Annotated in this window: 26 protein-coding genes and 3 tRNA genes; 23 read left to right on the top strand and 6 right to left on the bottom strand. The window is 47.7% G+C overall.

Annotated features, from left to right (window positions below):
- Positions 1 to 43 precede the first annotated feature (43 nt).
- Genes GURA_RS09585 through GURA_RS09605 form a run of 5 tightly spaced genes read right to left on the bottom strand, consistent with a single transcriptional unit; the run spans position 44 to position 4,196 of the window.
- Positions 44 to 976, bottom strand: coding sequence for a tetratricopeptide repeat protein (locus GURA_RS09585; protein ID WP_011938786.1), 933 nt, complete (start codon positions 974 to 976; stop codon positions 44 to 46).
- Positions 969 to 1,943 carry an MlaD family protein gene (locus GURA_RS09590; protein WP_011938787.1) on the bottom strand — a complete coding sequence of 325 codons (975 nt, stop codon included), beginning with the start codon at positions 1,941 to 1,943 and terminating at the stop codon, positions 969 to 971. Before GURA_RS09590 ends, GURA_RS09585 begins: the two co-directional genes overlap by 8 nt.
- Entirely contained in the window at positions 1,940 to 2,599 is a 660-nt protein-coding gene (locus GURA_RS09595; protein WP_011938788.1) for an ATP-binding cassette domain-containing protein, read from the bottom strand. Before GURA_RS09595 ends, GURA_RS09590 begins: the two co-directional genes overlap by 4 nt.
- Positions 2,600 to 2,645: 46 nt before the next feature.
- Entirely contained in the window at positions 2,646 to 3,422 is a 777-nt protein-coding gene (locus GURA_RS09600) for an ABC transporter permease (protein WP_011938789.1), read from the bottom strand.
- A gap of 15 nt (positions 3,423 to 3,437) precedes the next feature.
- Positions 3,438 to 4,196, bottom strand: coding sequence for a 3',5'-cyclic-nucleotide phosphodiesterase (locus GURA_RS09605; RefSeq protein ID WP_011938790.1), 759 nt, complete (start codon positions 4,194 to 4,196; stop codon positions 3,438 to 3,440).
- A 265-nt stretch (positions 4,197 to 4,461) separates the two neighbouring features.
- Between GURA_RS09605 and rimP the strand changes: the two genes are divergently transcribed.
- The 14 genes from rimP (at position 4,462) to GURA_RS09675 (ending at position 18,250) form a co-directional block, all read left to right on the top strand.
- Positions 4,462 to 4,941, top strand: coding sequence for a ribosome maturation factor RimP (rimP, locus tag GURA_RS09610; protein ID WP_011938791.1), 480 nt, complete (start codon positions 4,462 to 4,464; stop codon positions 4,939 to 4,941).
- Positions 4,942 to 4,995: 54 nt separating this feature from the next.
- Positions 4,996 to 6,147 (top strand): transcription termination factor NusA, encoded by a 1,152-nt coding sequence (nusA, locus tag GURA_RS09615; RefSeq protein WP_011938792.1) that lies wholly within the window; start codon positions 4,996 to 4,998, stop codon positions 6,145 to 6,147.
- 2 nt (positions 6,148 to 6,149) lie between these two features.
- Entirely contained in the window at positions 6,150 to 6,743 is a 594-nt protein-coding gene (locus GURA_RS09620) for a DUF448 domain-containing protein (RefSeq protein ID WP_011938793.1), read from the top strand.
- Positions 6,744 to 9,392 (top strand): translation initiation factor IF-2, encoded by a 2,649-nt coding sequence (gene infB / locus GURA_RS09625; RefSeq protein WP_011938794.1) that lies wholly within the window; start codon positions 6,744 to 6,746, stop codon positions 9,390 to 9,392.
- A gap of 54 nt (positions 9,393 to 9,446) precedes the next feature.
- Positions 9,447 to 9,815 (top strand): ribosome-binding factor A, encoded by a 369-nt coding sequence (locus GURA_RS09630; protein WP_011938795.1) that lies wholly within the window; start codon positions 9,447 to 9,449, stop codon positions 9,813 to 9,815.
- Positions 9,796 to 10,746, top strand: a complete 951-nt coding sequence (locus tag GURA_RS09635; RefSeq protein WP_011938796.1) for a DHH family phosphoesterase — start codon at positions 9,796 to 9,798, stop codon at positions 10,744 to 10,746. The genes GURA_RS09630 and GURA_RS09635 overlap by 20 nt, the downstream gene beginning before the upstream one ends.
- A gap of 3 nt (positions 10,747 to 10,749) precedes the next feature.
- Positions 10,750 to 11,682 carry a tRNA pseudouridine(55) synthase TruB gene (truB, locus tag GURA_RS09640; protein WP_011938797.1) on the top strand — a complete coding sequence of 311 codons (933 nt, stop codon included), beginning with the start codon at positions 10,750 to 10,752 and terminating at the stop codon, positions 11,680 to 11,682.
- 98 nt (positions 11,683 to 11,780) lie between these two features.
- Complete coding sequence (gene rpsO, locus GURA_RS09645) at positions 11,781 to 12,047, top strand: 30S ribosomal protein S15 (RefSeq protein ID WP_011938798.1); 267 nt, start codon at positions 11,781 to 11,783, stop codon at positions 12,045 to 12,047.
- A gap of 244 nt (positions 12,048 to 12,291) precedes the next feature.
- Complete coding sequence (gene pnp, locus GURA_RS09650) at positions 12,292 to 14,382, top strand: polyribonucleotide nucleotidyltransferase (protein WP_011938799.1); 2,091 nt, start codon at positions 12,292 to 12,294, stop codon at positions 14,380 to 14,382.
- Positions 14,383 to 14,420: 38 nt separating this feature from the next.
- Positions 14,421 to 15,680 carry a M16 family metallopeptidase gene (locus GURA_RS09655; protein ID WP_011938800.1) on the top strand — a complete coding sequence of 420 codons (1,260 nt, stop codon included), beginning with the start codon at positions 14,421 to 14,423 and terminating at the stop codon, positions 15,678 to 15,680.
- A 13-nt stretch (positions 15,681 to 15,693) separates the two neighbouring features.
- A complete protein-coding gene (gene dut / locus GURA_RS09660; RefSeq protein ID WP_041245376.1) occupies positions 15,694 to 16,143 on the top strand; it encodes a dUTP diphosphatase in 450 nt (149 codons plus the stop codon).
- 24 nt (positions 16,144 to 16,167) lie between these two features.
- Positions 16,168 to 17,274: an aminopeptidase gene (locus tag GURA_RS09665; RefSeq protein ID WP_011938802.1), complete on the top strand. Its 1,107-nt coding sequence runs from the start codon at positions 16,168 to 16,170 to the stop codon at positions 17,272 to 17,274.
- Positions 17,274 to 17,882 (top strand): L-threonylcarbamoyladenylate synthase, encoded by a 609-nt coding sequence (locus tag GURA_RS09670; RefSeq protein WP_011938803.1) that lies wholly within the window; start codon positions 17,274 to 17,276, stop codon positions 17,880 to 17,882. The genes GURA_RS09665 and GURA_RS09670 overlap by 1 nt, the downstream gene beginning before the upstream one ends.
- Positions 17,883 to 17,896: 14 nt before the next feature.
- Complete coding sequence (locus GURA_RS09675; protein WP_011938804.1) at positions 17,897 to 18,250, top strand: hypothetical protein; 354 nt, start codon at positions 17,897 to 17,899, stop codon at positions 18,248 to 18,250.
- A gap of 91 nt (positions 18,251 to 18,341) precedes the next feature.
- Here GURA_RS09675 and GURA_RS09680 read toward each other — a convergent pair whose 3' ends face one another.
- Positions 18,342 to 19,190, bottom strand: a complete 849-nt coding sequence (locus GURA_RS09680) for a patatin-like phospholipase family protein (protein WP_011938805.1) — start codon at positions 19,188 to 19,190, stop codon at positions 18,342 to 18,344.
- A 146-nt stretch (positions 19,191 to 19,336) separates the two neighbouring features.
- Here GURA_RS09680 and GURA_RS22790 point away from each other — a divergent pair, with 146 nt between their 5' ends.
- From GURA_RS22790 to GURA_RS09725, 9 genes are all read left to right on the top strand, one after another.
- Positions 19,337 to 19,723 carry a c-type cytochrome gene (locus GURA_RS22790; protein ID WP_049818908.1) on the top strand — a complete coding sequence of 129 codons (387 nt, stop codon included), beginning with the start codon at positions 19,337 to 19,339 and terminating at the stop codon, positions 19,721 to 19,723.
- A 297-nt stretch (positions 19,724 to 20,020) separates the two neighbouring features.
- Positions 20,021 to 21,322, top strand: coding sequence for a trigger factor (tig, locus tag GURA_RS09690; protein ID WP_011938807.1), 1,302 nt, complete (start codon positions 20,021 to 20,023; stop codon positions 21,320 to 21,322).
- Between the two features lie 30 nt (positions 21,323 to 21,352).
- The gene (clpP, locus tag GURA_RS09695; protein WP_011938808.1) at positions 21,353 to 21,952 is read left to right on the top strand and encodes an ATP-dependent Clp endopeptidase proteolytic subunit ClpP; all 600 of its coding nucleotides are present in this window, start codon (positions 21,353 to 21,355) and stop codon (positions 21,950 to 21,952) included.
- A complete protein-coding gene (gene clpX, locus GURA_RS09700) occupies positions 21,949 to 23,202 on the top strand; it encodes an ATP-dependent Clp protease ATP-binding subunit ClpX (protein ID WP_011938809.1) in 1,254 nt (417 codons plus the stop codon). Before clpP ends, clpX begins: the two co-directional genes overlap by 4 nt.
- A gap of 16 nt (positions 23,203 to 23,218) precedes the next feature.
- Positions 23,219 to 25,645 carry an endopeptidase La gene (gene lon, locus GURA_RS09705; RefSeq protein WP_011938810.1) on the top strand — a complete coding sequence of 809 codons (2,427 nt, stop codon included), beginning with the start codon at positions 23,219 to 23,221 and terminating at the stop codon, positions 25,643 to 25,645.
- Positions 25,646 to 25,749: 104 nt separating this feature from the next.
- Complete coding sequence (locus GURA_RS09710; protein ID WP_011938811.1) at positions 25,750 to 26,025, top strand: HU family DNA-binding protein; 276 nt, start codon at positions 25,750 to 25,752, stop codon at positions 26,023 to 26,025.
- Between the two features lie 42 nt (positions 26,026 to 26,067).
- Positions 26,068 to 26,144 (top strand) — tRNA-Asp (locus tag GURA_RS09715).
- Between the two features lie 7 nt (positions 26,145 to 26,151).
- Positions 26,152 to 26,227: transfer RNA gene (locus tag GURA_RS09720), tRNA-Val, on the top strand.
- A 71-nt stretch (positions 26,228 to 26,298) separates the two neighbouring features.
- Positions 26,299 to 26,375 (top strand) — tRNA-Asp (locus GURA_RS09725).
- Positions 26,376 to 26,657: the final 282 nt, after the last annotated feature.

The following is a 26,657-nucleotide window of genomic DNA, read 5'->3' on the forward strand; positions in this document are numbered from 1 at the left end:
ATGTGAAGGGGTTTGGACGGGGTTTTTCTGCTTGTATACCGGTTCAACGCTTCTCCGATTTCTTCAGCAGGGCATCTCGTTCGGAGAGGAGGCGTTCCGACTTCACCTTGTCCCCCATTTTCTCATAGAGCTGGGACATTTTCAGGAGATCGCCCGCTGCAGATTCCACATCTCCATCGTTGAGGCTGACTGCGTAGGCGCGCCGATATAACCGCATGGTCTGTTCAGGTTCATTGAGGGAAACGTAAAGGAGGGCGAGCCCGCGCAGATCGCCGGCGATCTTTCTGCTCTTGCCCAGCGCCTTGTCCAGAGCAAGTGCCTGTTTGTACGCTTCGAGCGCTTCCCCCGGGCGTTTTGTCGAAGTGAAAATCCCTCCCAAAAGTCGCAGTGAATTTGCTTCTTCCTCGCGCAGTTTGGCTTTTCTGTTTAACGTAAGGGACTCTTTCGCCTTTTCCCCGGCTTCGTCAAAACGTCCCTCCAGGTAAAGTATCCTGGCCAGGAGATTCAATCTGCTGCCTCGTTTGTTGCCTGTTTCTGCGGCCAGGGATTTGACCGTCCATTCCCTGGCATCGGTAAGATCCTTTGACTGCAGGCTCACCTTGCTCTTTTCATAAGCGACCTCGGAATAGAGTGGCGACAGGGGCGTTATGAGGTTGACGGCACGGTCAACGGCACGTCGGGCTGCGTCGATTTCTTCTTTATATCTGTTTACTCGGGAGATGTTCACCAGCGCCACTACCATCCCGTCGGTATTTTCTATTGCGTCGTTGATTCTCAAAGATTCGTTGAAATTGTCAAGTGCCGATTCGCGATCCCCCCTGGCCTCGGACTTGATACCTCTCTGGTTGTATTTTATCGCATCCTGTTGAGTGGCGGAGAGGGGTGTCACGCTTTTACCGCCGCAGCCGGCAAGCGGCAGCAGGACAACAATCATTAATAACCAAAAGCTGCTGTTTATCTTCCATTTTTCAATCATAACTGTCACCCGGCACGAACTCTTTCTCATTGGGGACCGGCACATGATTCTTGATCGGCCAGGTATCCTTCAGGGCGTTAATCAAGGTGTCGGTTCCCTCCATCACATCCTCGGCACTATTAATCAGTTGCGGGATCCTCGGCATGGCCTTTTCAGATGCTTTCTGCACCTGCTGGGCGGTCTTTTCCACATGATCCAGGCTGGCATCGATTTTTTGCAGCAGTGGCGGGAGGCTTCCCTCTATCTTTGCCATCGATCTGTCCACCTTCTCCAGTGTGGGGCCAAGGGCGTTGATCTTCTCGTTTGCATTGTTCAGCACGGTTGTCCCATTGCGGGTGATTGCGCCGATGTTTTCTTTGGATGAAACAAGGAGGGCATCGACATGCTCCCTCGTGCCGTGCAGTTCCTGGGTAAGCATGTTGACATTTTTCAAAGATTGCTTGATGTCGCCGTTCGGGTCGTTAATGTAGCTGATGATGTCCCGCACCTCGATGAGGACCGGTTTCACCTTGTCGGCGATGTCGTTGGCCACTTCTTCCAGCCCTTTTGTTTTCTCAAAGCGAATGATGTCGCCGTTCTTCAGTACCTTGCCTGCCGGTGAGCCGACTGCGACCTCGATGATGTTGTCCCCGACAAGCCCTTCCTTTATGAGCTTTGCGCTGGAGTCGTTCTTTATCCACTTTTGATATTCCTTGTCGATTTCAATGACAATATCGACCATGGCCTTTTGGTTGAGGGAAATGGTTTTGACTCTGCCGATCCTGAAACCGGAAAGCTTGACCGGCATTCCCCGGGAAAAGCCGGTACCTTTTTCTGCCGTGAATTTCAGCTGGTACTTGGGGGTGAAAATGTCCTTGTCCGCTCCGATGAGGAACACTCCGGCGATAACACCGGCAATGGCAACCGCGGCAAATATGCCGATTTTCTTTTCCAGGTGTTTAAACCGTACATCCTCTTCCTGTATCATGATGACTGCCTCTGGGTGAAGGTGATTACTCTTGCGTCTTCCAACAGTGGGACGATCTCCGGGGTTGAAGAAAGGAACAGGGATGTTCTTCCAGGTTTTTCAAGGTGGAACTCTCGGGCAATCCTGAGAAATTGGTTTCTTTCATTATAGTTAAGCCCTGTCAGCGGCGATTCGTAGATCACCAGATCGGGATCCATGAGCATTGTCCTGGCAAGGCCGGCCAATCTTTTCTGGAAAAGGGGTATGTGACCCGGTAACGCCATCAGTTTTCCGCTGTAGCCGAGTCGGTTCAGGACAGCCAGCCCCATCTGCTCAATCTGCTCACGGCTGAACTTGTTTGAATAAGCGAGCGGCAGGACGACATTTTCCCACACCTTCAAGTTTGAAACCAGTCCGCCGGAAGCGTATATCAGGCCAATCCGCTGTCGTACGGCGGATAATTCCCGGTCGGTAAAGGTCGAGATGTCGGTGTCGAACAGGAACAGCCTTCCGCTTGCAGGTCTGATAAAGCCGAGCAGCAGTCTGACCAGGCAGGCATCTACTTCCTCTTTGGCCGTCACAACAATGGAGGTAGAGCCGCTTTCAACCGTGAAGGATGTTTCTTCCAGGAGCGTATCAAAACTAAGGCTTTCGGCTTTTATAATTTCTGTCATCATTATTAGCGGCGATTTCCGGTTAAGTTCAATAAGTCTCTTACTGTGGTCATAACAAGGAAACTACCGTTATTATACCATCGAGCAAGAATACGAGAAACAGGCTCTGCATTACCCCTTTGGTTGCAGCCTGCGGGATCTGGGTTGCACTCTTGCCGACACCGAGTCCCTGTTTGCAGCATGCTGCGGAAAGAAACAGGCCGAAGAAGAAACTTTTGGCAACAGACCTCCCCAGTTCCTTCAAGGTCAAGCTCGTAAATACACCCTCGGAGAATCGATCGAACGGTACGTGCCAGCCGATGGAAGCGACTATAAATCCACCGAAAATAGACGCTATTTCAAAGTAGATGGTGAGAATCATGACGGCCGTGGTCACACCGAATATCCGCGGCATTATCAGGTATTGGCCGGCAGGGATGCCGAGGGACTCGATGCTTTCGATCTCGTTGTTGATTTTCATGTAACCGAGTTCCGTGGCAATTGCCGTGCCGCTTCTGGCAATGACGACAATGGCGGTCAACAGGGGCCCGAGTTCCCTGATAACGACCCAGATCAGGACTTTGCCGGTAAGGATTTCGTTGCCGGCGCCCACCAGGCTTATGATCTGGGTGATGATGACAACGCCGATGGTGAGAGATATTACAACGATTACCTTGAGCGCCTCAAGACCGGTAAAGTAGACCTGCTTCATGAAAACCGTGAAAACGGGGCGACGGCCGTAACGTATTGTTGCCGGAATATTTATGCAGGCTTGAAGGATGATGTCAACCAGATCCGACAGGTCCAGGATACGATAGATTATCCAACGCCCGAGTGCTGTTATCATTGGGTTTCCCCGCCGTTAAAAGTCATAGACAGCGCCGTCCTTGAGCAATTCGATCTGTGCAATGCCGAGCTCCCGCAGCTCAGCAGCGATCTTGGCGTAATACTGGGGTTTAGGGTGGGTGACCAGTATGTGTGGCGGCAGCTTCTTTATTTTTTTCAGTTCTTCGGCAAGGAGCGAGGATGTTAAATGGCGGGTCAGAAGGGCCATTTCTTCCATTTCGTTGGGAAAAGACACCTCGACGATCAGCGCAGACAGGTCGTCGGCCCATTCCCAGATCCGGTCGGTTGGTCCGGTGTCGCCGGTGTAGAGAATTGACTTGCCGTTTCTGCGGACCAAATATCCTACTGCCGGTACGGAATGGTCTACCCGTATTGCGGTAATTGAGTACCCGTCTATTTGAATTTCCTTTTCCGGTTCGATTTGCCAATAGGTTATAATGGGTGATTCTGTGGTCGGTATTTTGCTGAAGTCGGGCCAGATTACGTTATTCAAAAGGTGGGAACTGATTGCTTCAAGTACTTCTTTGATGCCGGCTATTTTGACATTGTTGCATAGTTTTTTGATAACGATGTTGTCGGCGAGGAGAGGAATATCCCGGATATGATCGAGATGGGCGTGGGTCACGAAAATATATTTGATCGCCCATTGCTCTTCTTCTGAGAGCACCGAGCCGATTGTTCCGCCATCCAGCATGAGTGAGTCGTCGATAAGGAAGGCGGATGGGCGGAAGTTGGGAAATTCTGCCCCGGCACATCCCAGTACGCGCAATTTCATAGTTTTCCTCTTTGTCCGGATCGAAAAAAAGGGGCGCAAAACGTAAATATTTGTCAGTTGAAGGCCTGATTTATGCTAGAGTTTAACCTGATCATAATTGTTCGTCAACATAGATGCTGAGGGCGCATGCAGTTTGAATATTGATATGCTGGTTTTTAAAAAAAGCTTGCATTTCCGCTGTTCACATGGTAAACAGGAAAGTACAAGTTAATGTTCACTCAAAAGTGAGCTCCTCAGGCTCACTTTTTTTTATGGAAAATTGTATATGGCAAAAGTTGATGTAATATCGCGGGTAACAGTTCTTGCCGAACAGGTGATTTCTTCGCTCGGTATGGAGCTCGTTGACTTGGAATACAAGCGCGAAGGAAGGGAAATGGTTCTGCGCCTCTTTGTTGATAAAGAGGGTGGGGTAAACCTTGATGACTGCGCATCTGTCAGCAGGGAGTTGTCGGAAGTTCTGGATGTGGAGGATGTCATCTCCGAGCATTATAGTCTGGAAGTTTCCTCCCCCGGGATTGATCGACCATTAAAAAAAGTCGAGGATTTCCAGCGATTCAAAGGGCGGTTGGTGAAGATCAGGACTTTTGAGCCTTTGCCGGATGATGCGGGCAACAAGCGAAAGACGTTTCTCGGCGAATTGAAGGGGATTGAAAACGGGGTGGTACTGGTAGCCCTCAAGGAAGGGCAGAATGCGGCCATTCCCTTTGAGAAGGTAGCAAAGGCTAACCTGGAGTTTGAGTTTTAAATACGGACTTTCTGTATTATATTAATTAATTAGAAGGATTAAGGAGATAGAAACGTGGAAACGAACTTCAACCTCAAGCATACTATCGATCAGATTGTAAAGGAAAAGGGGATTGATAAGGATGTGGTGTTGGAAGCTCTTGAGCAGGCTGTTCTTACTGCCGCCAACAAAAAATTCCGCAACACCCGCGATCTTGAAGCCCACTACAACCCTGAGATCGGTGAGGTTGAACTGTTTGAGTTTGTGACCGTTGTTGAAGAGGTGCAGGATTCCTACAAGGAAATAGACCTGGATGAAGCGCGCGAAATAGATCCTGACGTGGAAGTAGGTGACTCGCTGGGGATGAAGATGGACGCAAGCGGTTTCAGCCGCATTGCTGCCCAGACCGCCAAGCAGGTGATTATCCAGAAGGTGCGTGAAGCGGAGCGTGAAACCATCTTCAATGAGTTTCAGGAGCGACATGGTGAGGTAATAAACGGGGTTGTGCGGCGTTTTGAAAAGGGTGACCTGGTGGTTGACTTGGGGCGTGCAGAGGCGCTTCTTCCTCATAAGGAGCAGGCTCCGCGTGAGGTTTATCGTCAGGGAGATCGCGTCAAGGCCCTTATCACCGAGATACGCATGACTACCAAGGGACCACAGATACTGCTGTCGCGGACCCATCCGATGATGCTGGCCAAGTTGTTCGAGGCTGAGGTGCCGGAAATTGCCGAAGGAATCGTCGAGATCAAAAGTGTTGTCAGGGAGCCGGGGAGTCGGGCTAAGATAGCGGTCTATTCCCATGATTCAGATGTGGACCCGGTCGGTGCCTGCGTCGGTATGCGCGGCAGCAGGGTGCAGAATGTGGTTTCAGAGCTCAGGGGCGAAAAAATCGATATTATTCCCTGGTCCGAAGACGTTGCCAGGTTTGCCTGTAATGCACTGGCTCCTGCAGTGGTTTCGAAGGTATACGTAGATGAAGACAATCGTTCCATGGAAATTGTTGTGGCTGATGACCAGCTTTCGCTCGCAATCGGCAAGCGTGGTCAGAACGTCCGCCTTGCAGCGAAGTTGACCGGCTGGAGGATCGATATCAAGAGCGAAACCCGTGTAGCTGAAGCCGAACTGTTGCAATTCGCCTCCTTTGACGGTACAGAGGAAGAAGAGACGATTGAGGAGACATCAGAGCCGGCTGCTGCTGTTGAAACAGAAGAGCTGAACGAAGAGTAATCATGTCTGGAAATGGGCCTCAGAGAAGCTGCATCTACTGCCGTACGGTAAGAAACAAGCAGGAGTTGCTGCGCTTCGTTCTGTCTCCTGATCGCGTTCTGGTTCCGGATCTGCAAGATAAGCTTCCTGGACGCGGAGCATATACCTGCATGAATATATTTTGTCTCAGGGGTGCAGCTGATAAAAAACAGTTTAGCCGGGCGTTTAAAGGCGAAGTCCGGGAAGCCGATGCCACAGGGCTTGTAAGTGGTATTGAGACCAGGATCAAGGATAGGATCGCCTCTTATATATCCCTTGCAAACAAGGCGGGAAAAGTCGTTTCAGGCACCGACATGGTGCTGGAGGCCATGAAACGTCGCAGCCTCGGGATATTGTTTGTTGCCTCCGATATATCTGACGACATTGGATTGAAAGTTAAGGACCATGCAGTACGGGCCGGTGTAGAGTATATATCCATATTTGATAAGGACCGTCTCGGCGCGCTTATCGGTAAGGGATTACGAAGTGTTGTGGCAGTTGAGGAGGGCGGATTCATTCGCTCGCTTAAGCAGGAGATGGAAAAGTACAGGAACTTCTTTGAGGAGGGACGAGAGTAGATGAGTAAAACCCGTGTATATGAGCTGGCACAGCAGATGGGCATCGAAAATAAAGAGCTTATGTCAAGATTAAAGGCCATAGGTGTGGAAGTAAGTAATCATATGGCTGCTATTGATGATGCTGACATTAAAAAGCTGACTGCGCCGGCGACGGTCAAAGAAGTCTCTCAGGAAGAAGTGCGTGTTAAACCGACCCTGATCCGCCGTCGTGCCAAGGTTGTCGAAACCGTGGCTGAGGAGGCTCCTGAAGAGGTGGCGGTTGAAGCGCCTCCGGTCAAAGTAGTTGAAGCCGAGATTGAGAAACCTGAGCCGGTTGTAGTAGCAGCGGTAGAGGTTGCCAAACCTGCTCCGGAGGAAGTGGTGAAAGTTGAGCGTGTGGAAGAACCTCAACCTGAAAAACCGACCGCAAACAGGGCAAGAATCCTCGGCAGGATGGAAATCCCCGGCTTGAAACCGAAGGAAAGACCGCCGGTTCAGCGTGAAGCTCAACGCCCTGCTGTTGCGCCATCGCGCGCTCCTGAACGGCCGGCTGCAAAACCTGGTACGGAGAGACCTGCCTCACAGCGTTATCCTGACAGACCTGCGCCACCACGCGGTACTGAAAGGCCGTCTACATCACGCGTGCCTGAGCGTGTAACGCCGATTGTCCCGCTTGCAGTTCCTCCAGTGGGTGAAGAACGTCGAAAAGGGCGCAAGGGTAAAGAAGTTGCTGCCGGAAATGGAAAAAAGGGTGCGGCCGGTGTCGTCGTACCCAAGAGAAAAGAGGAATTCAAAAAGACCGATTTGCTTGAGAAGCATGAGCGGATTTTTGAACCCGGTCCGCGCGGCAAAGGTAAAAAACGGCATGTGGAGAAGGTTTCCGTCGGCAAGAAGACGGAGATAACCGTTCCAAAAGCCATTAAAAGGATTATCAAGATATCTGAAACCATAACAGTCGGCGAGCTGGCCAAACGAATGGGGATAAAGGCCACTGACCTTATTCGCGCCCTGATGAAAATGGGGGTCATGGCCACCATCAATCATCCGCTTGATGTGGATACGGCTACACTTCTCGCAACAGAGTTCGGTTATGAAATTGAAAACGTCGCTCTCGACATCGATGAAATTCTTGAGTCAGCGCCCGATGCGCTGGAGAGCCTGGTGAAGAGACCCCCTGTCGTAACTATCATGGGTCACGTTGACCATGGTAAAACCTCACTTCTCGATGCCATCAGGGAAGCAAACGTTATTGCCGGCGAGGCGGGCGGCATTACCCAGCACATAGGCGCTTACGATGTGGAGCTGAACGGGCGGAAGATTACCTTTCTCGATACTCCCGGTCACGAAGCTTTTACCGCAATGCGCGCCAGGGGCGCCAAGGTTACGGACATCGTCATCCTTGTGGTTGCGGCTGACGACGGCGTTATGCCGCAAACTCGAGAGGCGGTCAATCACTCCAAAGCTGCCGGCGTGCCGATTATTGTCGCAGTGAACAAAATCGACAAGCCTGAGGCCAAGCCCGAACGAGTCAAGCAGGAATTGATGGAGCTCGGCCTCGTTTCGGAAGAGTGGGGCGGCGATACAATTTTCGTTGAGGTTTCTGCCAAGAAACGGATCAACCTCCCTTCGCTTTTGGAAATGGTATTGCTTCAGGCTGATGTACTTGAGCTTAAGGCCAATCCGGAAAAGGCGGCTCGCGGGACAATCGTCGAGGCAAAACTCGATAAGGGTCGCGGTCCCGTTGCAACGGTACTGGTTCAAGAGGGAACCCTCAAGGTCGGAGATTATTTCGTTGCCGGTGTTCATTTCGGCAGGGTACGTGCGATGCAGAATGATCGCGGCGATAAGGTGCTCTCCGCAGGACCTTCCATGCCTGCCGAGGTTATCGGTTTTACCGGCGTGCCGGATGCCGGTGATGTCTTTGTAGCCCTTGCCGATGAAAAACAGGCCAAGGAAATTGCCAGCCTGCGCCAACAGAAACTGCGTGAAACCGAACTGGCGAAGCACACCAAGCTTTCACTCGAACAGCTTTACGAAAAGATCCAGATGGGAGAAGTCAAGGATCTCAATGTTATTGTCAAGGGTGACGTGCAAGGGTCCGTGGAGGCCGTTGCCGAGTCTTTGCGCAAGCTTTCCACCGATGCTATCCGCTTGAACGTTATTCATGCCTCAGTCGGCGCCATTACAGAAACCGATGTCAATCTGGCCACAGCCAGTAATGCTATCATACTCGGCTTTAACGTCCGGCCAGAGGTTAAGGCGCAGGCGCTTGCCGAAAAAGAAGGGGTTGATGTTCGCCTCTACAACATCATCTACGATGCTGTCGATGATATTAAAAAGGCCATGGAAGGCCTGTTGGAGCCGACTCTCCGGGAGAAATTCCTCGGTCGTGCCGAAATTCGTGAAACGTTTTCCGTGCCCAAGCACGGGACGGTGGCTGGTTCCTATGTGCTTGACGGTAAGATGGTCAGAAACGCGCAAGTCCGCTTGTTGCGTGACAACGTAGTTGTCTACGAAGGGAAAATGGCCAGTCTGCGCCGCTTCAAGGATGACGTTAAGGATGTGGCGACTGGTTACGAATGTGGTATCTCTCTGGAGAATTACAACGACATCAAGGTCGGCGATATTATCGAGGCGTTTGAAATAGAAAAAATAGCCACCAAGCTTTAAATCCGGTTGATGGCGGGTAGTTGTTGGTATCAGTTGTAAATAAGGAGATGGAAGTTGTTTAAGCGTTCTGAAAAAGTTGCCGAGGCGGTTCATGAGCTCATATCCGAGCTGCTCGTCAAAGGGCTGAAAGATCCTAGAATTGGTTTTGTCACCATTACCGGCGTCAAAGTTACAGATGACATGCACCTTGCAACCGTCTATTTCACAGTAATAGGCAGCGATGCGGAAAAAAAGGCGACAGAGCAGGGACTGAACAGCGCTAGAGGGTTTATCCGCAAGGAAATGGGGAAAAGCCTTAGAATGCGCTATGTCCCCGATATTGTTTTCAAGTACGATGTATCCGTTGATTATGGTTATCGTATTGAATCTATCTTGAAAGAAATCAGCTCGTCGGAACAAAGTGATGATAAACAGGATTCTTGAAGAAGTAGCTGCTCACGGCTCTTTTTTGATTACCACCCACGAAAGCCCGGATGGGGACGCTGTCGGCTCCAGTCTCGCTCTTGCCAACTATCTTAAGGGGCAGGGGAAGGATGTGACGGTTTACCTCTGTGATCAGGTTCCGGATATTTACATGTTCCTCCCGTTGGCCGATACGGTGGTACATACACTTCCCGAGCGCGCCTTTGATATCTGTTTTGTTCTGGACGTGGGTGAATTTCGACGGGCGGGTAAAGAAATATCCAATTTCCGGGGTATCGGCAAATTCATCAATATTGATCATCATCCGGACTGTGAACAGTTTGGCGCTATTAATTATCTGGATTCGCAAGCGTGTGCCACAGGAGCGCTCATCTACCGTATCATCAAGGCGGCAGGGCATGATGTGGACTACGAAACCGCGCTCTGTATTTACACTGCAGTTATCACGGATACCGGTTCTTTCCGCTATTCCAATGCAAATCCTGAAGCATTTGACATTGCCGGCAAAATGGTCGTCAAAGGGATTAATGCTTGGTCCGTAGCGGAAAAACTGTATGAAAGCCAGCCGCAAAATCGCCTTGAGCTTCTTGCCATGGCACTTGCCACACTTTCGGTCTCAAAGCGCGGCGACTATGCTTCAATTGTCGTAACTCTCGATATGTACGACAAGTGTCGTGCCGATGCCGAATTGACCGATGGTTTCATCAATTACCCGCGATCGATCAGAGGTGTCGAGGTGGCAATATTTTTCCGTGAAATCAATGAAGGGCGGTTCAAGGTTGGTTTCCGGTCTAAGGGCAAAGTAGATGTGTCTGCACTGGCCGCGGCATTTTCCGGCGGTGGCCACCATAATGCCGCAGGATGTACCATATCCGGTTCTCTCCCTGAAGTTAAGCAAGTGGTATTTGACCTTTTGGAGAAATCACTTTAATCCATGGACGGTTTTATTGTTGTTGACAAGTCTGCGGGGATGACCTCCCATGACGTGGTGAGTGCTGTTCGCAGGATTGCCGGTCAGAAAAAAGTCGGTCATACCGGCACACTTGACCCCTTTGCCACCGGTGTGTTACCCGTTGCACTGGGTGAGGCTACAAAGGCAATTCCATTTCTGGACGAGTCCATTAAGGAATACCGAGCCGTTATGAAGCTTGGTGTTGCTACTGATACCCAGGATTATACGGGAAAGGTACTTCATGAGTCTGACTGGAGCCATGTAACAACCTCTGCTTTAAATGAGATCTGCCGCATGTTCGTCGGCAAGTTGAGCCAGGTGCCGCCGATGTTTTCGGCGTTGAAACAAAACGGGGTGCCTCTCTATAAGCTTGCCAGGCAAGGTGCCGAAGTGCCGCGCCAACCACGGGAAATAGAGATTTATTCTCTGGTTATTGAAGCTGTAAATCTGCCCGAAGTAGCCTTCACCGTCAGATGTTCTCGCGGTACCTATGTGCGGACATTGGCAAACGATATAGGTGGAAAGCTTGGTTGTGGCGCTCATCTGCTGCAATTGCACAGATCCTTGAGCGGCCCCTTCAGTATTAACAATGCGATTACCCTTGATGACTGGGCTAGGCGCATGCAGGACGGTAGGGCTGGTGAAACGCTGGTTTCCCCCTTTGCTGCGCTGTCACACCTGAAAGATTTTATCCTGACCGGTAAAGGCGCAGCAAAGGTGGCCAATGGCGTTGTCCCCGCTTTGGAGGATTTTCAGGTACTTTCGGAATGCGAACTTCTTCGGGACGAGCTCGTTCGAATGTCGTTTGGCGGAACTCTTCTCGCAGTAGCAAAAGCTGGTTTGCCGGGTGATTGGAAAATGCTGAAAAACCTCAAGCTTTCAAGGGTTTTTAACTTGGATAATTCCTTTACATAACCGGGGGTTTGTGGTAGTAATCACTAAGCTTAAAATTGAATCTTATAGATATTACGGCATTCAGCCATAATTAATTATTAAGAAAGGAGGTGTAGTAAATGCTGGCAACGGACAAAAAGCAGGAAATCATCAGTACATACAAGCTGCACGATAGTGATACCGGCTCTCCAGAGGTGCAGATAGCAATCCTTACTGAACGCATCACTTACCTGACAGAGCACTTCAAGACGCATAAAAAGGACCATCACAGTCGTCGTGGTCTATTGAAGATTGTTGGTCAGAGAAGGGGACTGCTCGATTATCTTAAGAAAAAAGATGTTGAAAGATACAGAAGCATTATTGAAAAACTCGGAATAAGAAGGTAAGAAAAGGCAGTATACCTCTTTAAGGGGTATATTGCCTTTCTATTTTTTTATGTGAATTGGGCTTTATAGCCCTTTTATTTTGTTGGGGGCGTGGATAAAACGGCTAAACAAGGTACGAGGAAACCAGGCATCAGGTATGAGTTTTTATGCTCGAACCTCTTTCCTTTATCCTTGGTCCTCGCTTCGGTCTTTTTATCGGCGGCCCCAACAGTCAACGATCAGAGACTAGGAGACCGAAAAACAAATGGAAACTAAAGTACAGGTGGAATTTGGTGGCAGGACGATAACCATAGAAACCGGGAAAATGGCCAAGCAGGCAAGCGGCGCAGTCGTTGTTAGCAGCGGCGACACGATGGTGCTGGTGACTGCTGTGGCGACAAAAACCGCCAAAGAAGGTCAGGATTTTTTCCCATTAACTGTTAACTATCAGGAAAAGGCTTATGCCGGCGGGAAGATCCCCGGCGGGTTTTTCAAGCGCGAGGCTCGTCCGTCAGATAATGAAACACTGACATGCAGGCTTATTGACAGGCCGATCAGGCCTTTGTTCCCTGAAAACTTTCTTAATGACACCCAGATAATGGCTACTGTCGTTTCAGCCGACAAGGATAATGATCCTGGCATTCTGTCGATGGTCGGCGCTTCGGCTGCTCTTATGGTTTCCGATATTCCGTTTCAGGGGCCGATAGCTGGTGTGAAAGTCGGCAGGGTGGATGGCAGATTCATCGCCAATCCCACAGCTGATGAGATGGAAAAAAGCGACATCGAAATCGTCGTTGCTGCAAGCAAAGACGCAGTTATCATGGTTGAAGGGAGCGCAGCAGAGGTTTCTGAGGAAGATATGCTTGAGGCGATTTTCTTCGGTCATGCTGCAATCCAGCCACTTCTCGCAGCCCAGGAAGAGCTGTGCAGCAAAGCCGGCGTGGCCAAGCGCGAAGTTCCTCCTCCTGCTGTCAATGAAGAATTGAAGGCGAACGTGAAGGACATTGCCTACGCACGGATGAAAGAAGCAGTAAGGATCAAGTCCAAGGTCGAGCGTCACAACTCCATAGATGCTATCTCCGCGGAAACCCTTGCTGCGCTTGCAACGGAATTTGAGGGATGCGACAAGCAAATTAAAGCGTTTCTCGGCGATTTTGAATATGAACTGGTCCGTGAACATATTCTCAAGGACGGTGAGCGTATTGATGGCCGTGATACGAAGACGATCAGGCAGATTACCACAGAGGTTAGCCTGCTTCCGAGGGCTCACGGTTCTGCGCTCTTTACCAGGGGCGAGACCCAGTCTCTCGTTGCTGCCACTTTGGGTACCTCTATTGACGAACAAAGGATTGATTCACTTTTTGGCGAAAGCAAAAAACGTTTTCTTCTACATTACAATTTCCCGCCATTTTCAGTCGGCGAGACAAGCTTCCGTCTTGGTCCCGGCCGTCGCGAAATCGGTCACGGCATGTTAGCCGAAAGAGCTTTGGCGAGAGTATTGCCGAAACATGACGATTTCCCTTACACGATCAGGATCGTCTCTGATATTCTGGAAAGTAACGGGTCTTCATCCATGGCTTCCGTATGTGGCGGTTCCATGTCGATGATGGATGCGGGTATCCCGATCAAAGCGCCAGTGGCGGGTATTGCAATGGGGCTTATCAAGGAAGGTGAAGATTTTGCGATCCTTTCCGATATCCTTGGTGATGAGGACCATTTAGGCGACATGGACTTCAAGGTGGCGGGAACAGCTGAAGGTGTTACCGCTCTGCAAATGGATATCAAGATTGGCGGCGTAACTCGTGAAATCATGGGCATTGCCCTTAAACAGGCCCTTGAAGGGAGATTACATATACTTGGTCGGATGGCGGATACTATTAAAACTTCTAAGTCCGACCTTTCTACCTACGCGCCGCGTATAACCACGATCTATGTCAAAACTGACAAGATTCGTGACGTCATCGGCTCAGGCGGCAAGAACATCCGCGGCATTACTGAGGCTACCGGCGTTACCATCGATATTGACGACACCGGTAAGATCAACATCGCCAGCACCGATAAGGCAGCTTGTGACTTGGCCATCAAGATGATCAGAGATTTGACTGCCGAGGCTGAAGAAGGCAAACTATACATGGGCCTGGTGAAGAAGGTTATGGAATTCGGTGCTTTTGTTGAAATATTCCCAGGAACCGACGGCCTTGTGCATATTTCCGAATTGGATACGGAACGAGTTAAAAATGTTACCGATATCCTCAAGGAAGGTGACAAAGTACTCGTGAAGTGCATTGGCATCGATAAGCAAGGCAAGATAAAACTATCCCGTAAAGAGGCGTTGGGCGCCACGCTTCCTGAATAATCGCTGGTAATTTCTCCATTTCAGGGTATAGTTTAATCATGATTAACAAAACAATCTTAGACAATGGGATACGTGTTATATCCGAAGCACTTCCCCATGCCAATTCAGTTTCAATCGGAATCTGGGTAGCCAACGGCTCCCGCCATGAACGGCGGGAGTCGAATGGCGTTGCCCACTTCATAGAACACCTCCTCTTCAAGGGAACATCTCGTCGCACTGCATTGGACATTGCCAGGGAGATAGACTCCGTCGGCGGCATCCTCAACGCGTTTACCAGTCGCGAGTACGTTTGTTATTATGCAAAGGTGCTCGACAAGTTCCTTCCCAAGGCTGTAGATATTCTTGTGGACATATTCCACAATTCCCTTTTTGACCCTGAAGAAATCGAGAAGGAACGCAAGGTTGTCCTCCAGGAAATAAGCATGATGGAGGATAATCCTGATGATTCCATCCATGACCTGTTTCACCAGCATTTCTGGAAAGGTCATCCGTTGGGCATGTCGATACTGGGTGACCAAGAGAGTGTATCCAGTCTTTCCCGTGACAAAATAGTCGGTTATAAAAACCACATGTACCGTGCGGATGATATCATCATCACCGCTGCCGGCAAGGTAGATCATCAGGACCTCCTTGATCTGATAGGTAAGCTATTACCTGATGTGCCCCAGGGGAGTGGCAAGGTGGCTTGTCAGAACCCGGTTTATGAAAAGCGGATTGAATTGATCGGCAAAGAGTTGGAACAGGTGCATATGTGTCTGGGGGTAAAGGGACTACCGCAACATCATTCCCAGCGTTATGAGGCGTTCATCATGAATACTATCCTGGGGGGGAGCATGAGCTCACGCCTCTTTCAGGAGGTTCGCGAGAAGCAAGGACTTGCCTACTCGGTATATTCTTATATGGCATCTCATGTCGACGCCGGTTCCTTGGTCGTCTACGCCGGTTCCGGTCAGGAACATTTCACTGAGGTTTTGGAAATTACTGTCCGTGAGTTGATGCGTCTTAAAAAGGAACCGATATCACTGTTAGAGCTTGATTCCGCTCGCGAGCAGCTTAAGGGGAACCTTATCTTGTCGTTGGAAAGTAGCGATAACCGCATGTCCAAACTGGCGAAAAATGAAATTTATTTCGGTGGTTATCAGCCGTTGGAGGAAATAACGGCCGGCTTTGATCGAGTAACTTCAGAATCAATTATGCAACTCAGCTCCGAATTGCTTGATGACAACTATCTGACGCTTGTTCTGCTGGGGAAATTGGGTAATACCCGGTTTGCTTTATCAGACATATCACTACAATAACAACACTATTCCCATGCACACTATTAATGTAAAGATAAAACGTATTCGTCATGACGGAACAAATCCGCTGCCTCAATATATGACCCTTCATGCGGCCGGTATGGATCTTTCTGCCTGTTTGAGTGAAGACCTGGTTTTGAAGCCGGGAGCCAGGACACTTGTGCCGACAGGTATCGCCATTGAACTTCCCGAAGGATATGAGGCCCAGATAAGACCGCGAAGCGGCCTTGCTCTGAAGCATGGCGTTACGCTCGTCAATTCTCCAGGTACCATTGATGCTGATTATCGGGGTGAAATAGGAGTGATTATCATAAATCATGGGGAAGAGCCATTTATCATAAAAAATCAGGAACGGATTGCCCAGATGGTTTTTGCCCCCTTTATCAGGGCGATTTTTGAAGAAGCTGCCGAACTGGGAGATACTCAACGCGGAGCAGGCGGTTTTGGTCATACGGGCAGGTAATGTCTGTGTCAGGGGAGTTGCTGAATGAAAGATCCACGTGTACGACAGCTAGCAGAAGTACTGGTAAATTATTCCACCGGCGTTAAAAAAGGCGATGTTGTCTTGATCTCGGCGTCAGGGATGGAATCTGTTCCTCTTGTCAAAGAGTTGTACGCTCTCTGCCTGGAAAGGGGAGCCAAATATGTGGAGTATGACTTCACGATACCTGATATCAACCGTTATTTTTATAATAAGGCTTCGAAAGAGCAAATCTCCTATTTCCCTCAACACAAGCTTGACTTGATGAAAAAAGTCGATGTATATATCGCTCTTTCCGCCGCAGATAATTCCATGGTGATGGCCCAGGCGGATCAGACAAAAATGATCGCTTATTCAAAGGTTATCCGGCCAATTATCGACTGGCGCGTAAAAAATACACGGTGGGTCATCACCCGTTTTCCGACACATGGTGCAGCTCAAGAGGCCAAGATGAGTCTGGATGAGTATGAAGACTACCTCTATTCTGCCTGCTGCATAGACTGGCACGCCGAATCCCGTAAACAGGAAAAGTTGAAAAAGCTGATGGATAAAGCCGATCGAGTGAAGATCAAGGCGTCTGATACTGATCTGACCTTCAGTATCAAGGGACTTCCCGGCATTAAATGCGATGGTCGCTTCAATATTCCTGATGGTGAGGTCTTTACGGCACCCGTAAAAGATTCCGTCGAAGGTTATATAACCTATAATTGCCCTACGGTCTACCAAGGTAAAGAGTTCAACAATGTACGTCTTGAGTTTAAGAAAGGCAAGATTGTCAAGGCGTCAGCGCCGGGTATGGATGATGCGCTCAACAGTATTCTCGATACTGATGAGGGGGCCCGTTATGTTGGAGAATTTGCTGTCGGGGTGAACCCTAATATTCGTGTTCCGATGCGCAACATTCTTTTTGACGAAAAGATCTTCGGCTCCATCCATTTTACGCCTGGCCAGTGTTATGATGAGTGTGATAATGGCAACCGCTCCGCAGTTCATTGGGATATGGTTAAAATCCTCAACGGAGATGGTGAGTTATGGTTTGATGAACACATCATTCAGAAAGATGGGCGATTTGTCCATAAAGACCTTCTGGAACTGAATCCGAGTGATCAGTGATGCTGCTCGAAATTAACCCGCAGAATCCGCAACCGCGACTAGTTGCCCAGGTTGTTGAAGTTCTTAACAAGGGAGGGGTGGTTGCTTATCCCACAGATACCACCTATGGCATAGGATGCAGTATATTTAACAAGCGTGGTATTGAGCGGATTTATTCAATCAAGCAGCGGGAAAAGAAAAAACCCTTTTCTTTTATTTGCGCCGATCTCTCGGATATAGCCCGCTACGCTAAGGTAAGTAATTACGCCTTTAAATTAATGAAACGACTGTTACCCGGTCCCTATACGTTCGTTCTCGACGCAACCAGCGTTGTTCCTGATCTGCTTATGACAAAACAGAAAACCGTTGGAATACGTATCCCTGCAAACAAGATCTGTCTTGCTGTTGTTAAGCAGCTGGGTCACCCGATAGTTACCACAAGCGCCAATCTTTCCGGTGAGGAGCCGATCGGTGACCCTTTTCAAGTGGAAAGCTATCTGGGGAAGCTCATTGATCTTACCATCGATGGTGGGATACTGTCTGCTGATGTAAGCTCGGTCGTGAGCCTGATCGGTGATGTTCCGGAGGTACTCCGTAAAGGGGTCGGGGATGTAAGCTGGTGTGGGTGAGGGATCTTTTCTGAATGCGCAAGAAAACGGTAAAACTGGGCTTAAACTATATCCTTGTTGGAATGGTGCTGGTGATTATCGCTACTTTTTTTCATGAAGAGGTGGCATGGCTCTTTTTACTGTTACCCGGCGGAGAAGCCAGATTTACCTTTCTTGGACTTTTTATCGGCGGTTTGTGCGGAGGTTTCGGGGTACTCATTTCAGCGATCGGTTTATTGCAAGGTCCGGCGCTGGAGAAAAATATTTACCTGACCCCGATCCTGATTATTCTTGCAGCCGCTCTTCTACTCTTTTTTATGCTCCTTTATTCATCCATTAGGAACCCGGAACCGCCGAAGGTGCGACCTGGTGAAACTATCACCATCTGAATACCGTAAATAGTTTCCATCCGGAAGCCCCAGATGAGAAACTATTGGCTAGTGATTCGGAAAACACTCTTTCCGGACAGAAACTAAATATTCAAATTCCCCACTTGTATTCCAGGTATTTCATAGTCTGCTCATAACCCTGTTCAAAGAGATACTGCTTTTCATTCTCTGTCAGGGTGAACTTTGCCGGTGCAATGTCTGCACAGTAAAGAAGAATTGTATTTTTCCATTTTCCACCCTTTATAAATTCCTTTTCAATAGAGTGCATGGAGAACGTCAGTATCTCCTGGAAATATCTTTTGAGTGTAAAGTTGTCCGAAGTGGGATGATTTAATGTCCTTTTAGAAACGACTTTCAATACCAGTGTTTTTTCCTGTTTGGCTAATGATTCCTCAATCAGTCCCGACATGAGGGTCCCATCGATAAATATGTGTTTTTTCCCTTTATGGGTGAACTGGCGGTAAGCGTAAACCCACGGTACACCGGTTGAGAAGCGTGCTGCGGTTGCAACCTTTAGATCTGGGAATGTTTTTGCGGAAAAAATTACCGGTTTATAGTTGAGTATGTCTGTTGCAATAACATGGGGTGGGATGCGGAAATCGTCGGAAAACTTTTGTCCCTTCAGTTTTTCATCCACCCAGGATTCCAGGGCCTTCCCTTCATAAATACCTTTGCCGGTAAACACGCTCTTAATGTTGAAATCTTTGAACCGATTGGTATCGACAGTCAGAGTTTCCTGCTGTATTTCAGACGGGGATATTCCCGAAGCATAGAGACTGCCGATGATACTGCCTGTTGATGAGCCGACAATCTTACGGATGTTTAGTCCTTTTTCCTCGATTGCCTTGAGCGCTCCGGTAAAAGCAGGAAAACGTATCCCCCCACCGAGAAGCATGAGGGTAATAGGTTCGTTTTCTATAATATTATTGTCCATCGTCATAATGTGATTCCGTTTTGAGGTGTGCCGAAGAGATTAGAGTCGAAATGTAGAAGTGATTCATCTAAACCTTGGAAGTATATTTAGCGCTCCAAGTGCTGTCAACAAATATTCTGCCTCGACATGTCCGGTGTGTAAAGGAGACGGTAATGTTTGAGCATCATGATTCTGAAGGGATTCAATCCCGGAAAGAAAAGAAATCCCCGTTTGTTCTCAGGATTGTACTTTACCTTATGCTCATCATTGTAAGCTGTTTCGTTGTGTATGTTTTTTTCATCCGTTTCAGTTCTCATAAAGAAGAGTACTGTACATTGGAAAAAAAAGTATTTGCCGAACGCTGTGTCTCCTGTCATGGTGCCGATGCCAGGGGATTGATCGGGCCTGACTTGACACGTAAGGATTTTACGTATGGGAAGACCGAGGCAGCGTTAATGAAAACCATTACTATGGGGCGTCCCGGCGGTATGCCGGCTTTCGGTGACAATTTATCCTGCGAACAGATCAAGTGCTTGGTGCAGTTCATCCTTTCTTTATAATGCAGCCAGTGCCGAAAATCGCTTCGGCAGTTGACGCCCGTTTGTCGCATCTTTTCGTTAAATACTTCTCTCTTGACAATACTCGGTACTCTTTGTTATTTATATAAATCTCCAATTTTCGGATTGTCGTAAAAATTAACAATAAATTGGCAATCGGCAATCATTTGAGACAACGCCACATACGTAGCACCATCCTGATAAATTCTACTCAATGCGCTTTCCCGCCTTGAAAATCAATCAATACTGGTTTGCGAGCAGAGATTCTGCCAGATAATGTTAAATAAAGAGAGGATCACAATGCGGATTAATGTTGAATCGTTAAGTTCAATCAAAAAGAAGATTAATTTTGAAATACCTTCGGAGCGCGTTGCTTCAGAAGTTGAGAAGGCTTATGGCGAAATCAGGAAACATGCCGCCATCAAGGGGTTCAGAAAGGGAAAGGTGCCTAAAGACCTCCTCGTGAAGCATTTCAGCGATAAAATGGCCGATGACGTGCTGAAGAATATTATTAATGACACCTATTTTAAAGCCCTGATGGATGAGAATATCTATCCGGTTTCGCATCCGGTTATCGAGAGCGATGAGTTGAAGGTTGGTGAGTCGTTCAAGTATTCTGCAACCGTTGAAATCTTTCCTGACGTAGTGGTTAAAGATTATACGGGGCTTGAGGTTAAAAAGGAAAAATATGTCTTCAATGAAGAGGTTATAGCAAATCGGTTAAAAGAGATGCAGGAAAACATGTCTCACCTCGAACCGGCTGATGCTCAGCATTCTGCAATGAATGGTGATTTTGTAACCTTTGATTTTAAAGGATTTGTGGGTGGTGAGCCATTTGACGGTGGGGCTGCGGAGGATTATCAACTCGAGCTTGGTTCCGGCAGGTTCATTCCCGGCTTTGAAGATCAGATAGTAGGTATGAAAGTTGGCGACGAAGGGGAAATAAAAGTGACTTTCCCTGAAAACTATGGTCAAAAGGATCTGGCCGGTAAGGAAGCGACTTTTGCTGTAACGATAAAAGAGATTAAAGTAAAAGAACTTCCTGAATTGAACGATGACTTTGCCAAGGACTTTGGTGAGTTTGAGAGTCTCGATCAGCTGAAGGCGAAGATCTCCGAAGTCTATGCCTTGCAGGAAAACGAACGAATCGAAACAGAGTTGCGGGAACGGCTTATCAAGGCTCTCATCGATAAAAACAACTTTGAAGTCCCTGAAACACTTATTGATAAACAGCTCAACCTCATGCTTGAAAACAGTAAGAAAAGACTTGCCATGCAACGGCTTACCATGGAAATGATGGGGCTTAATGATGAAGGATATAAAATTCAGTTCAGAAGTGTAGCCGAAACCCAGGTTAAAGGGTCTTTGTTGCTGGAGGCTCTTGCCAGACAGGAATCCATTCAGGTTGCAGACGATGACTTGGACGCTAAAATAAAAGAGATTGCGGCACAGAACAATCAAGAACTGGAAACGGTAAATAACTTCTATCAGCAGAACGCCCAGGCAAAGGAAAACCTGACTGCCCAGCTTAAGGAGGACAAGGTGGTGGATTTTCTGTTGGCTAAGGCTAAAATAGATGAGGTCGATCGTAGCGAAATCTAGACCAGGCGCTTATAATTTATAGGAGTTGTTATGCTTGTACCAATTGTTGTAGAGCAAACCGGTAGGGGGGAGCGGTCTTATGATATTTATTCGAGGCTCCTTAAAGACAGGATCGTCTTTCTCGGCGGTGCCATAGATGATGCCATTTCTAACCTGGTTATAGCTCAGCTTCTGTTTCTGGAGGCAGAGGACCCGGATAAAGATATCCACCTGTACATTAATTCACCGGGCGGGGTGGTGACTGCCGGTATGGCTATCTATGACACGATGAGGTATATTAAGGCCCCTGTTTCAACAATCTGTGTCGGTCAGGCTGCTTCCATGGGTGCTTTTTTGTTGTCGGGTGGAGAAAAAGGAAAACGTTTCAGCCTTACCAATTCGCGGATCATGATACATCAACCCCTTGGCGGTTTCCAGGGACAGGCGACAGATATTCATATCCACGCCCAGGAAATCCTCCGCATGAAGAAAAAACTCAATGAGCTGATGGCTGAGCATACCGGCCAGCCTGTTGAAAAGCTTGAAGCCGATACGGAACGAGATTATTTTATGTCTGGTGAAGATGCAAAGAACTATGGTATTATAGATTCAATAATTTCCAGAAACACAATTACGGGAGGTTCCCGGTGAGTAGAAGAGATGACCGGTCAGACAATTTGATCTGTTCCTTTTGCGGAAAGAGCCAGGAAGAGGTCAAAAAGCTGATTGCAGGACCTACAGTTTACATTTGCGACGAATGTATTGAGCTTTGTAACGACATTATTGCCGAGGAGTCCAAGCTTGAAGAGGCAATGGGGCCTGATGTTAAGAAACTTCCAAAACCACAGGAAATTAAAGAGGTACTTGACGAATACGTAATTGGCCAGAATCAGGCCAAGAAGGTTTTGGCCGTTGCGGTTTATAACCATTACAAACGTATCGAAGCAATGGCCAAGCCGGGTGAAGTGGAGATGCAAAAGAGCAACATTTTGCTTCTCGGTCCGACCGGTTCCGGCAAGACCCTCTTGGCACAGACACTGGCGAGGATACTTAAGGTGCCATTTGCCATGGCCGATGCGACGAATCTGACAGAGGCCGGTTATGTGGGTGAGGATGTGGAAAACATCATTCTTAATCTGCTTCAGGCTGCAGATTATGATGTAGAAAGGGCACAAAAAGGGATTATTTATATCGACGAGATAGACAAGATTGCTCGCAAGTCTGATTCTCCATCCATTACCAGAGACGTATCCGGTGAAGGAGTACAGCAGGCTCTCTTGAAAATCATCGAAGGAACAGTGGCGAGCGTTCCACCAAAAGGCGGACGAAAGCATCCCCAGCAGGAGTTCCTGAAGGTAGATACGACAAACATTTTATTTGTCTGCGGCGGTGCCTTTGCCGGTTTGGAGAATATTATCCAACAGCGCATCGGGGTAAAAACACTTGGTTTCGGTGCCGATGTTAAGAAAAAGATTGAAAAAAAAGCGGGTGAACTGCTTATCGGTGTAACACCGGAAGATCTTCTCAAGTTTGGTTTTATCCCTGAGTTTGTCGGCCGTCTCCCGGTTCTTGCCTCACTTACAGAACTGGATGAAGAAGCAATGGTTCAGATCCTGAAAGAGCCGAAGAACGCTCTTGTCAAGCAGTATCAGAAACTATTTGAGATGGAACATGTAAAACTCAAGTTCACCGACGGTTCTCTGGTGGCGATCGCCAAAGAAGCTTTGAAGAGGAGAACCGGTGCAAGAGGGCTGCGCTCGATTCTGGAGAACGCCATGCTCGATATTATGTATGAAATCCCTTCGCAGGTCATGGTGAAGGAGGTTGTAATCAGCGAAGATGTGATTTATAACAAAGAAAAACCGATTATAGTCTATGAAAGCGTGGCGGAATCCGCCTGACGTATAGGATATGTTCATGCCAGAAAAAGCAAATGCCGGTCGAAACAAGAGAGGGAATCCGACAAGGTTCCCTCTCTTTCCATTAAGAGATATAGTGATTTTCCCCCATATGGTGGTTCCGCTCTTTGTCGGTCGCGAAAAGTCCATCTTGGCGCTTGAAGCAGCCATGAATGGTAATAACAAATATATACTTCTGGCCACTCAAAAAAATGCTAAGAGTGAAAACCCCCGCGAAGAAGATATCTATCGGTTAGGAACAATCTGTCAAATAATCCAACTGTTGAAGCTTCCCGATGGTACTGTTAAGGTTTTGGTTGAAGGTAAACGGCGTGGCTCCATAGTTTCTTTTCTTCCTGATGCCGGTTATTTCCAGGTTGAGGTCGAGGAGGTTAGTGAGTCTAGTCCGAAGAACGCGAAATTGGAAGCACTAATCCGTGGGATATACTCAACCTTTGAAAGATATGTTAAGCTGACAAATTCGATCCCTGGCGAAATAAGCAATGCGGTTACCAATATTGCAGAGCCGTCGAGGCTTGCCGACAGTATAGCTGCGCATCTGAATATAAAAGTGTCCGATAAGCAGGAAGTACTTTCAATCACTTCCCCCGCAAAGCGGTTGGAGAAACTTCTTGTTTTAATGGAATCAGAAATTGAAATTTTACAGATTGAAAATAAGATTCACTCTCGTGTAAAAAAACAGATGGAGAAAGCGCAGAAAGATTATTATTTGAACGAACAGATGCGCGCCATCCAGAAGGAACTTGGCAATAAGGATGATTTTAAGCAGGAACTTCGTGAACTGGAAGAGAAGATTGAGAAGCGAATATCATCAAAAGAAGCCAAGGATAAGGCATTTGTTGAACTTAAGAAGTTGAAGCTGATGTCTCCAATGTCTGCTGAAGCAGCTGTGATAAGAAACTATATTGACTGGTTGGTTTCTTTGCCTTGGGATAACTCTACTGCGGATAATAACGACATTGTAACAGCTGAAGCCGTTCTGAATGCCGACCACTACGGACTTGACAAGGTTAAAGAGAGAATCCTCGAATATCTTTCCGTAACTTCACTCGTGAATAAAATCAACGGCCCGATACTCTGCCTGGTGGGACCTCCCGGGGTTGGTAAAACCTCGCTGGTTCGCTCCATTGCCAAGGCTACCGGACGCAATTTCGTCAAGATGTCTCTTGGTGGGGTTCGGGATGAAGCGGAGGTTAGGGGACATCGCCGTACTTATGTTGGCGCCTTGCCAGGAAAAATTATTCAGAACATGAAAAAGGCGGGAAGCAGCAACCCGGTTTTTCTTCTGGACGAAATTGATAAGATGAGTGCTGACTTCCGAGGCGATCCGGCTTCAGCCCTACTTGAGGTTCTTGATCCCGAACAGAATCATGAGTTCAATGATCATTTCCTTGATGTAGACTATGATCTTTCCAAGGTTATGTTCATAACTACTGCCAATTCACTTCATAATATCCCCAAACCGCTTCTTGATCGGCTGGAAGTGATTAAGCTTGATGGTTACATGGAAATGGAGAAACTTGCAATTGCGAAAGAGTATCTCGTGCCGAAACAACTGGCTGCGAATGGTCTTGAGGGAAAAAACGTCTTGATTGCAGACAGGGCAATTCTGGAGGTTATCCGCCGTTATACCCGCGAAGCAGGGGTGCGTAATCTGGAAAGGGAGATTGCACACATCTGTCGTAAGATTGCTCATATGATTGTTAAGGGAGTCAGGAAAAAACTCGCCGTCCAACTGAAGCATGTTGGTGAGTATCTTGGTGTTCCTCGCTTTAAATATGGAGTCGCTGAAGAAAAAGATATCGTGGGTGTTGTTACCGGTCTTGCCTGGACCGAAGTCGGGGGGGAGTTGCTGAACATAGAGGTAGCGGTACTTCCCGGAAAAGGTAAGCTGACCATAACCGGAAAACTTGGTGAGGTTATGCAGGAATCTGCCCAGGCAGCTATGACTTATGTTCGATCGCGAGCCCAAATCTTAGGCCTGGATCGTGATTTTTATCAGAATATGGATATCCACATCCACGTGCCTGAAGGAGCGATCCCCAAAGACGGTCCTTCAGCTGGAATTACCATGGCGACTGCAATTACTTCTGCTCTTACCTGTAAAGCGGTTCGCCGAAACATTGCTATGACAGGCGAAATAACTTTGCTTGGTCGGGTGCTACCCATAGGTGGTTTAAAGGAGAAAATCCTGGCAGCCAGACGAGCTCAGATCAAAATCATTTTAATTCCGAAGGATAACGAAAAAGATCTTGTCGAAATACCTAAGGATCTAACATCGGGAATTGATATTAGGCCGGTGAGCCATATGGATGAAGTAATTGCCTATGCACTTTTGGATAAAGCCCGACTTACAGCGAATAGAGGTTTTGTCGGGGAATGTACAGACATACCGGATGGTGCAGAAGCTGTAATAGCACATTAAAAAGATATTTATGGAAAAAACAGCTTGACACAAATTATGATATTCTGGTATAAGGTGTGTCTGCTTTGTGATGAATTATTGAGAAGGAAGTTTGGAGGTAAATCATGACTAAAACTGATCTGGTAAACGCTGTTGCAGAAATTGCCGGTATAACAAAAGTTGATGCAGAAAAATCTGTTAAAGCTTTTCTTGAGGCAATTACTGATTGTTTGACAAAAGGTGATAAACTTACACTTGTAGGATTCGGGACATTCAGTACTGCCAAGAGGGCTGCTAGAAAAGGTCAGAATCCACAAACTGGTAAAAAAATCGATATTCCTGCTTCTGTAAATCCTAAATTTAAAGCAGGTAATACCTTGAAAACCTTGGTAAACGCCTAAATAAATTCAGTTTAATTGTAACGTATACTGAATAGCTTGCAAGGGGTCGTAGTTAAGATGGTTATAACGCCGGCCTGTCACGCCGGAGGCCGCGGGTTCGAGCCCCGTCGACCCCGCCATCATTTCGGGCGAATAGCTCAGCTGGGAGAGCGCCAGCCTTACAAGCTGGATGTCACAGGTTCGATCCCTGTTTCGCCCACCATTAATAAATCGGGAGAAAATTGTCTCCCGATTTATCTTTTTAATGTTTAATGCAAATTGTACGTTTAATACGGGGTCGTAGTTAAGTTGGTTATAACGCCGGCCTGTCACGCCGGAGGCCGCGGGTTCGAGCCCCGTCGACCCCGCCACTAAAAATAGAAAGCCATGTATTATACATGGCTTTTTCTATTTCAACCCCAGCACTTTGCATGCCTGCATGCCCTTTCTGTCGGATTCTCATCAGTCCTTTCACTTGACTTAGAAGTCTAAAATCGTTTATTCTGAAACATAAATTAAATTGTATTTTCTACACAATAATTTTTTATTGTTCTCGTTGAATCTTTTTTTAATTACCAGATTTGATGTTTTGGGGGAAATTAGATGATAACGAGAAGTGCGTCTGCTCATTATGGCATTGTTCTTTGTTTTTA

The organism is Geotalea uraniireducens Rf4 (assembly GCF_000016745.1).
Taxonomy (GTDB): Bacteria; Desulfobacterota; Desulfuromonadia; order Geobacterales; family Geobacteraceae; genus Geotalea; species Geotalea uraniireducens.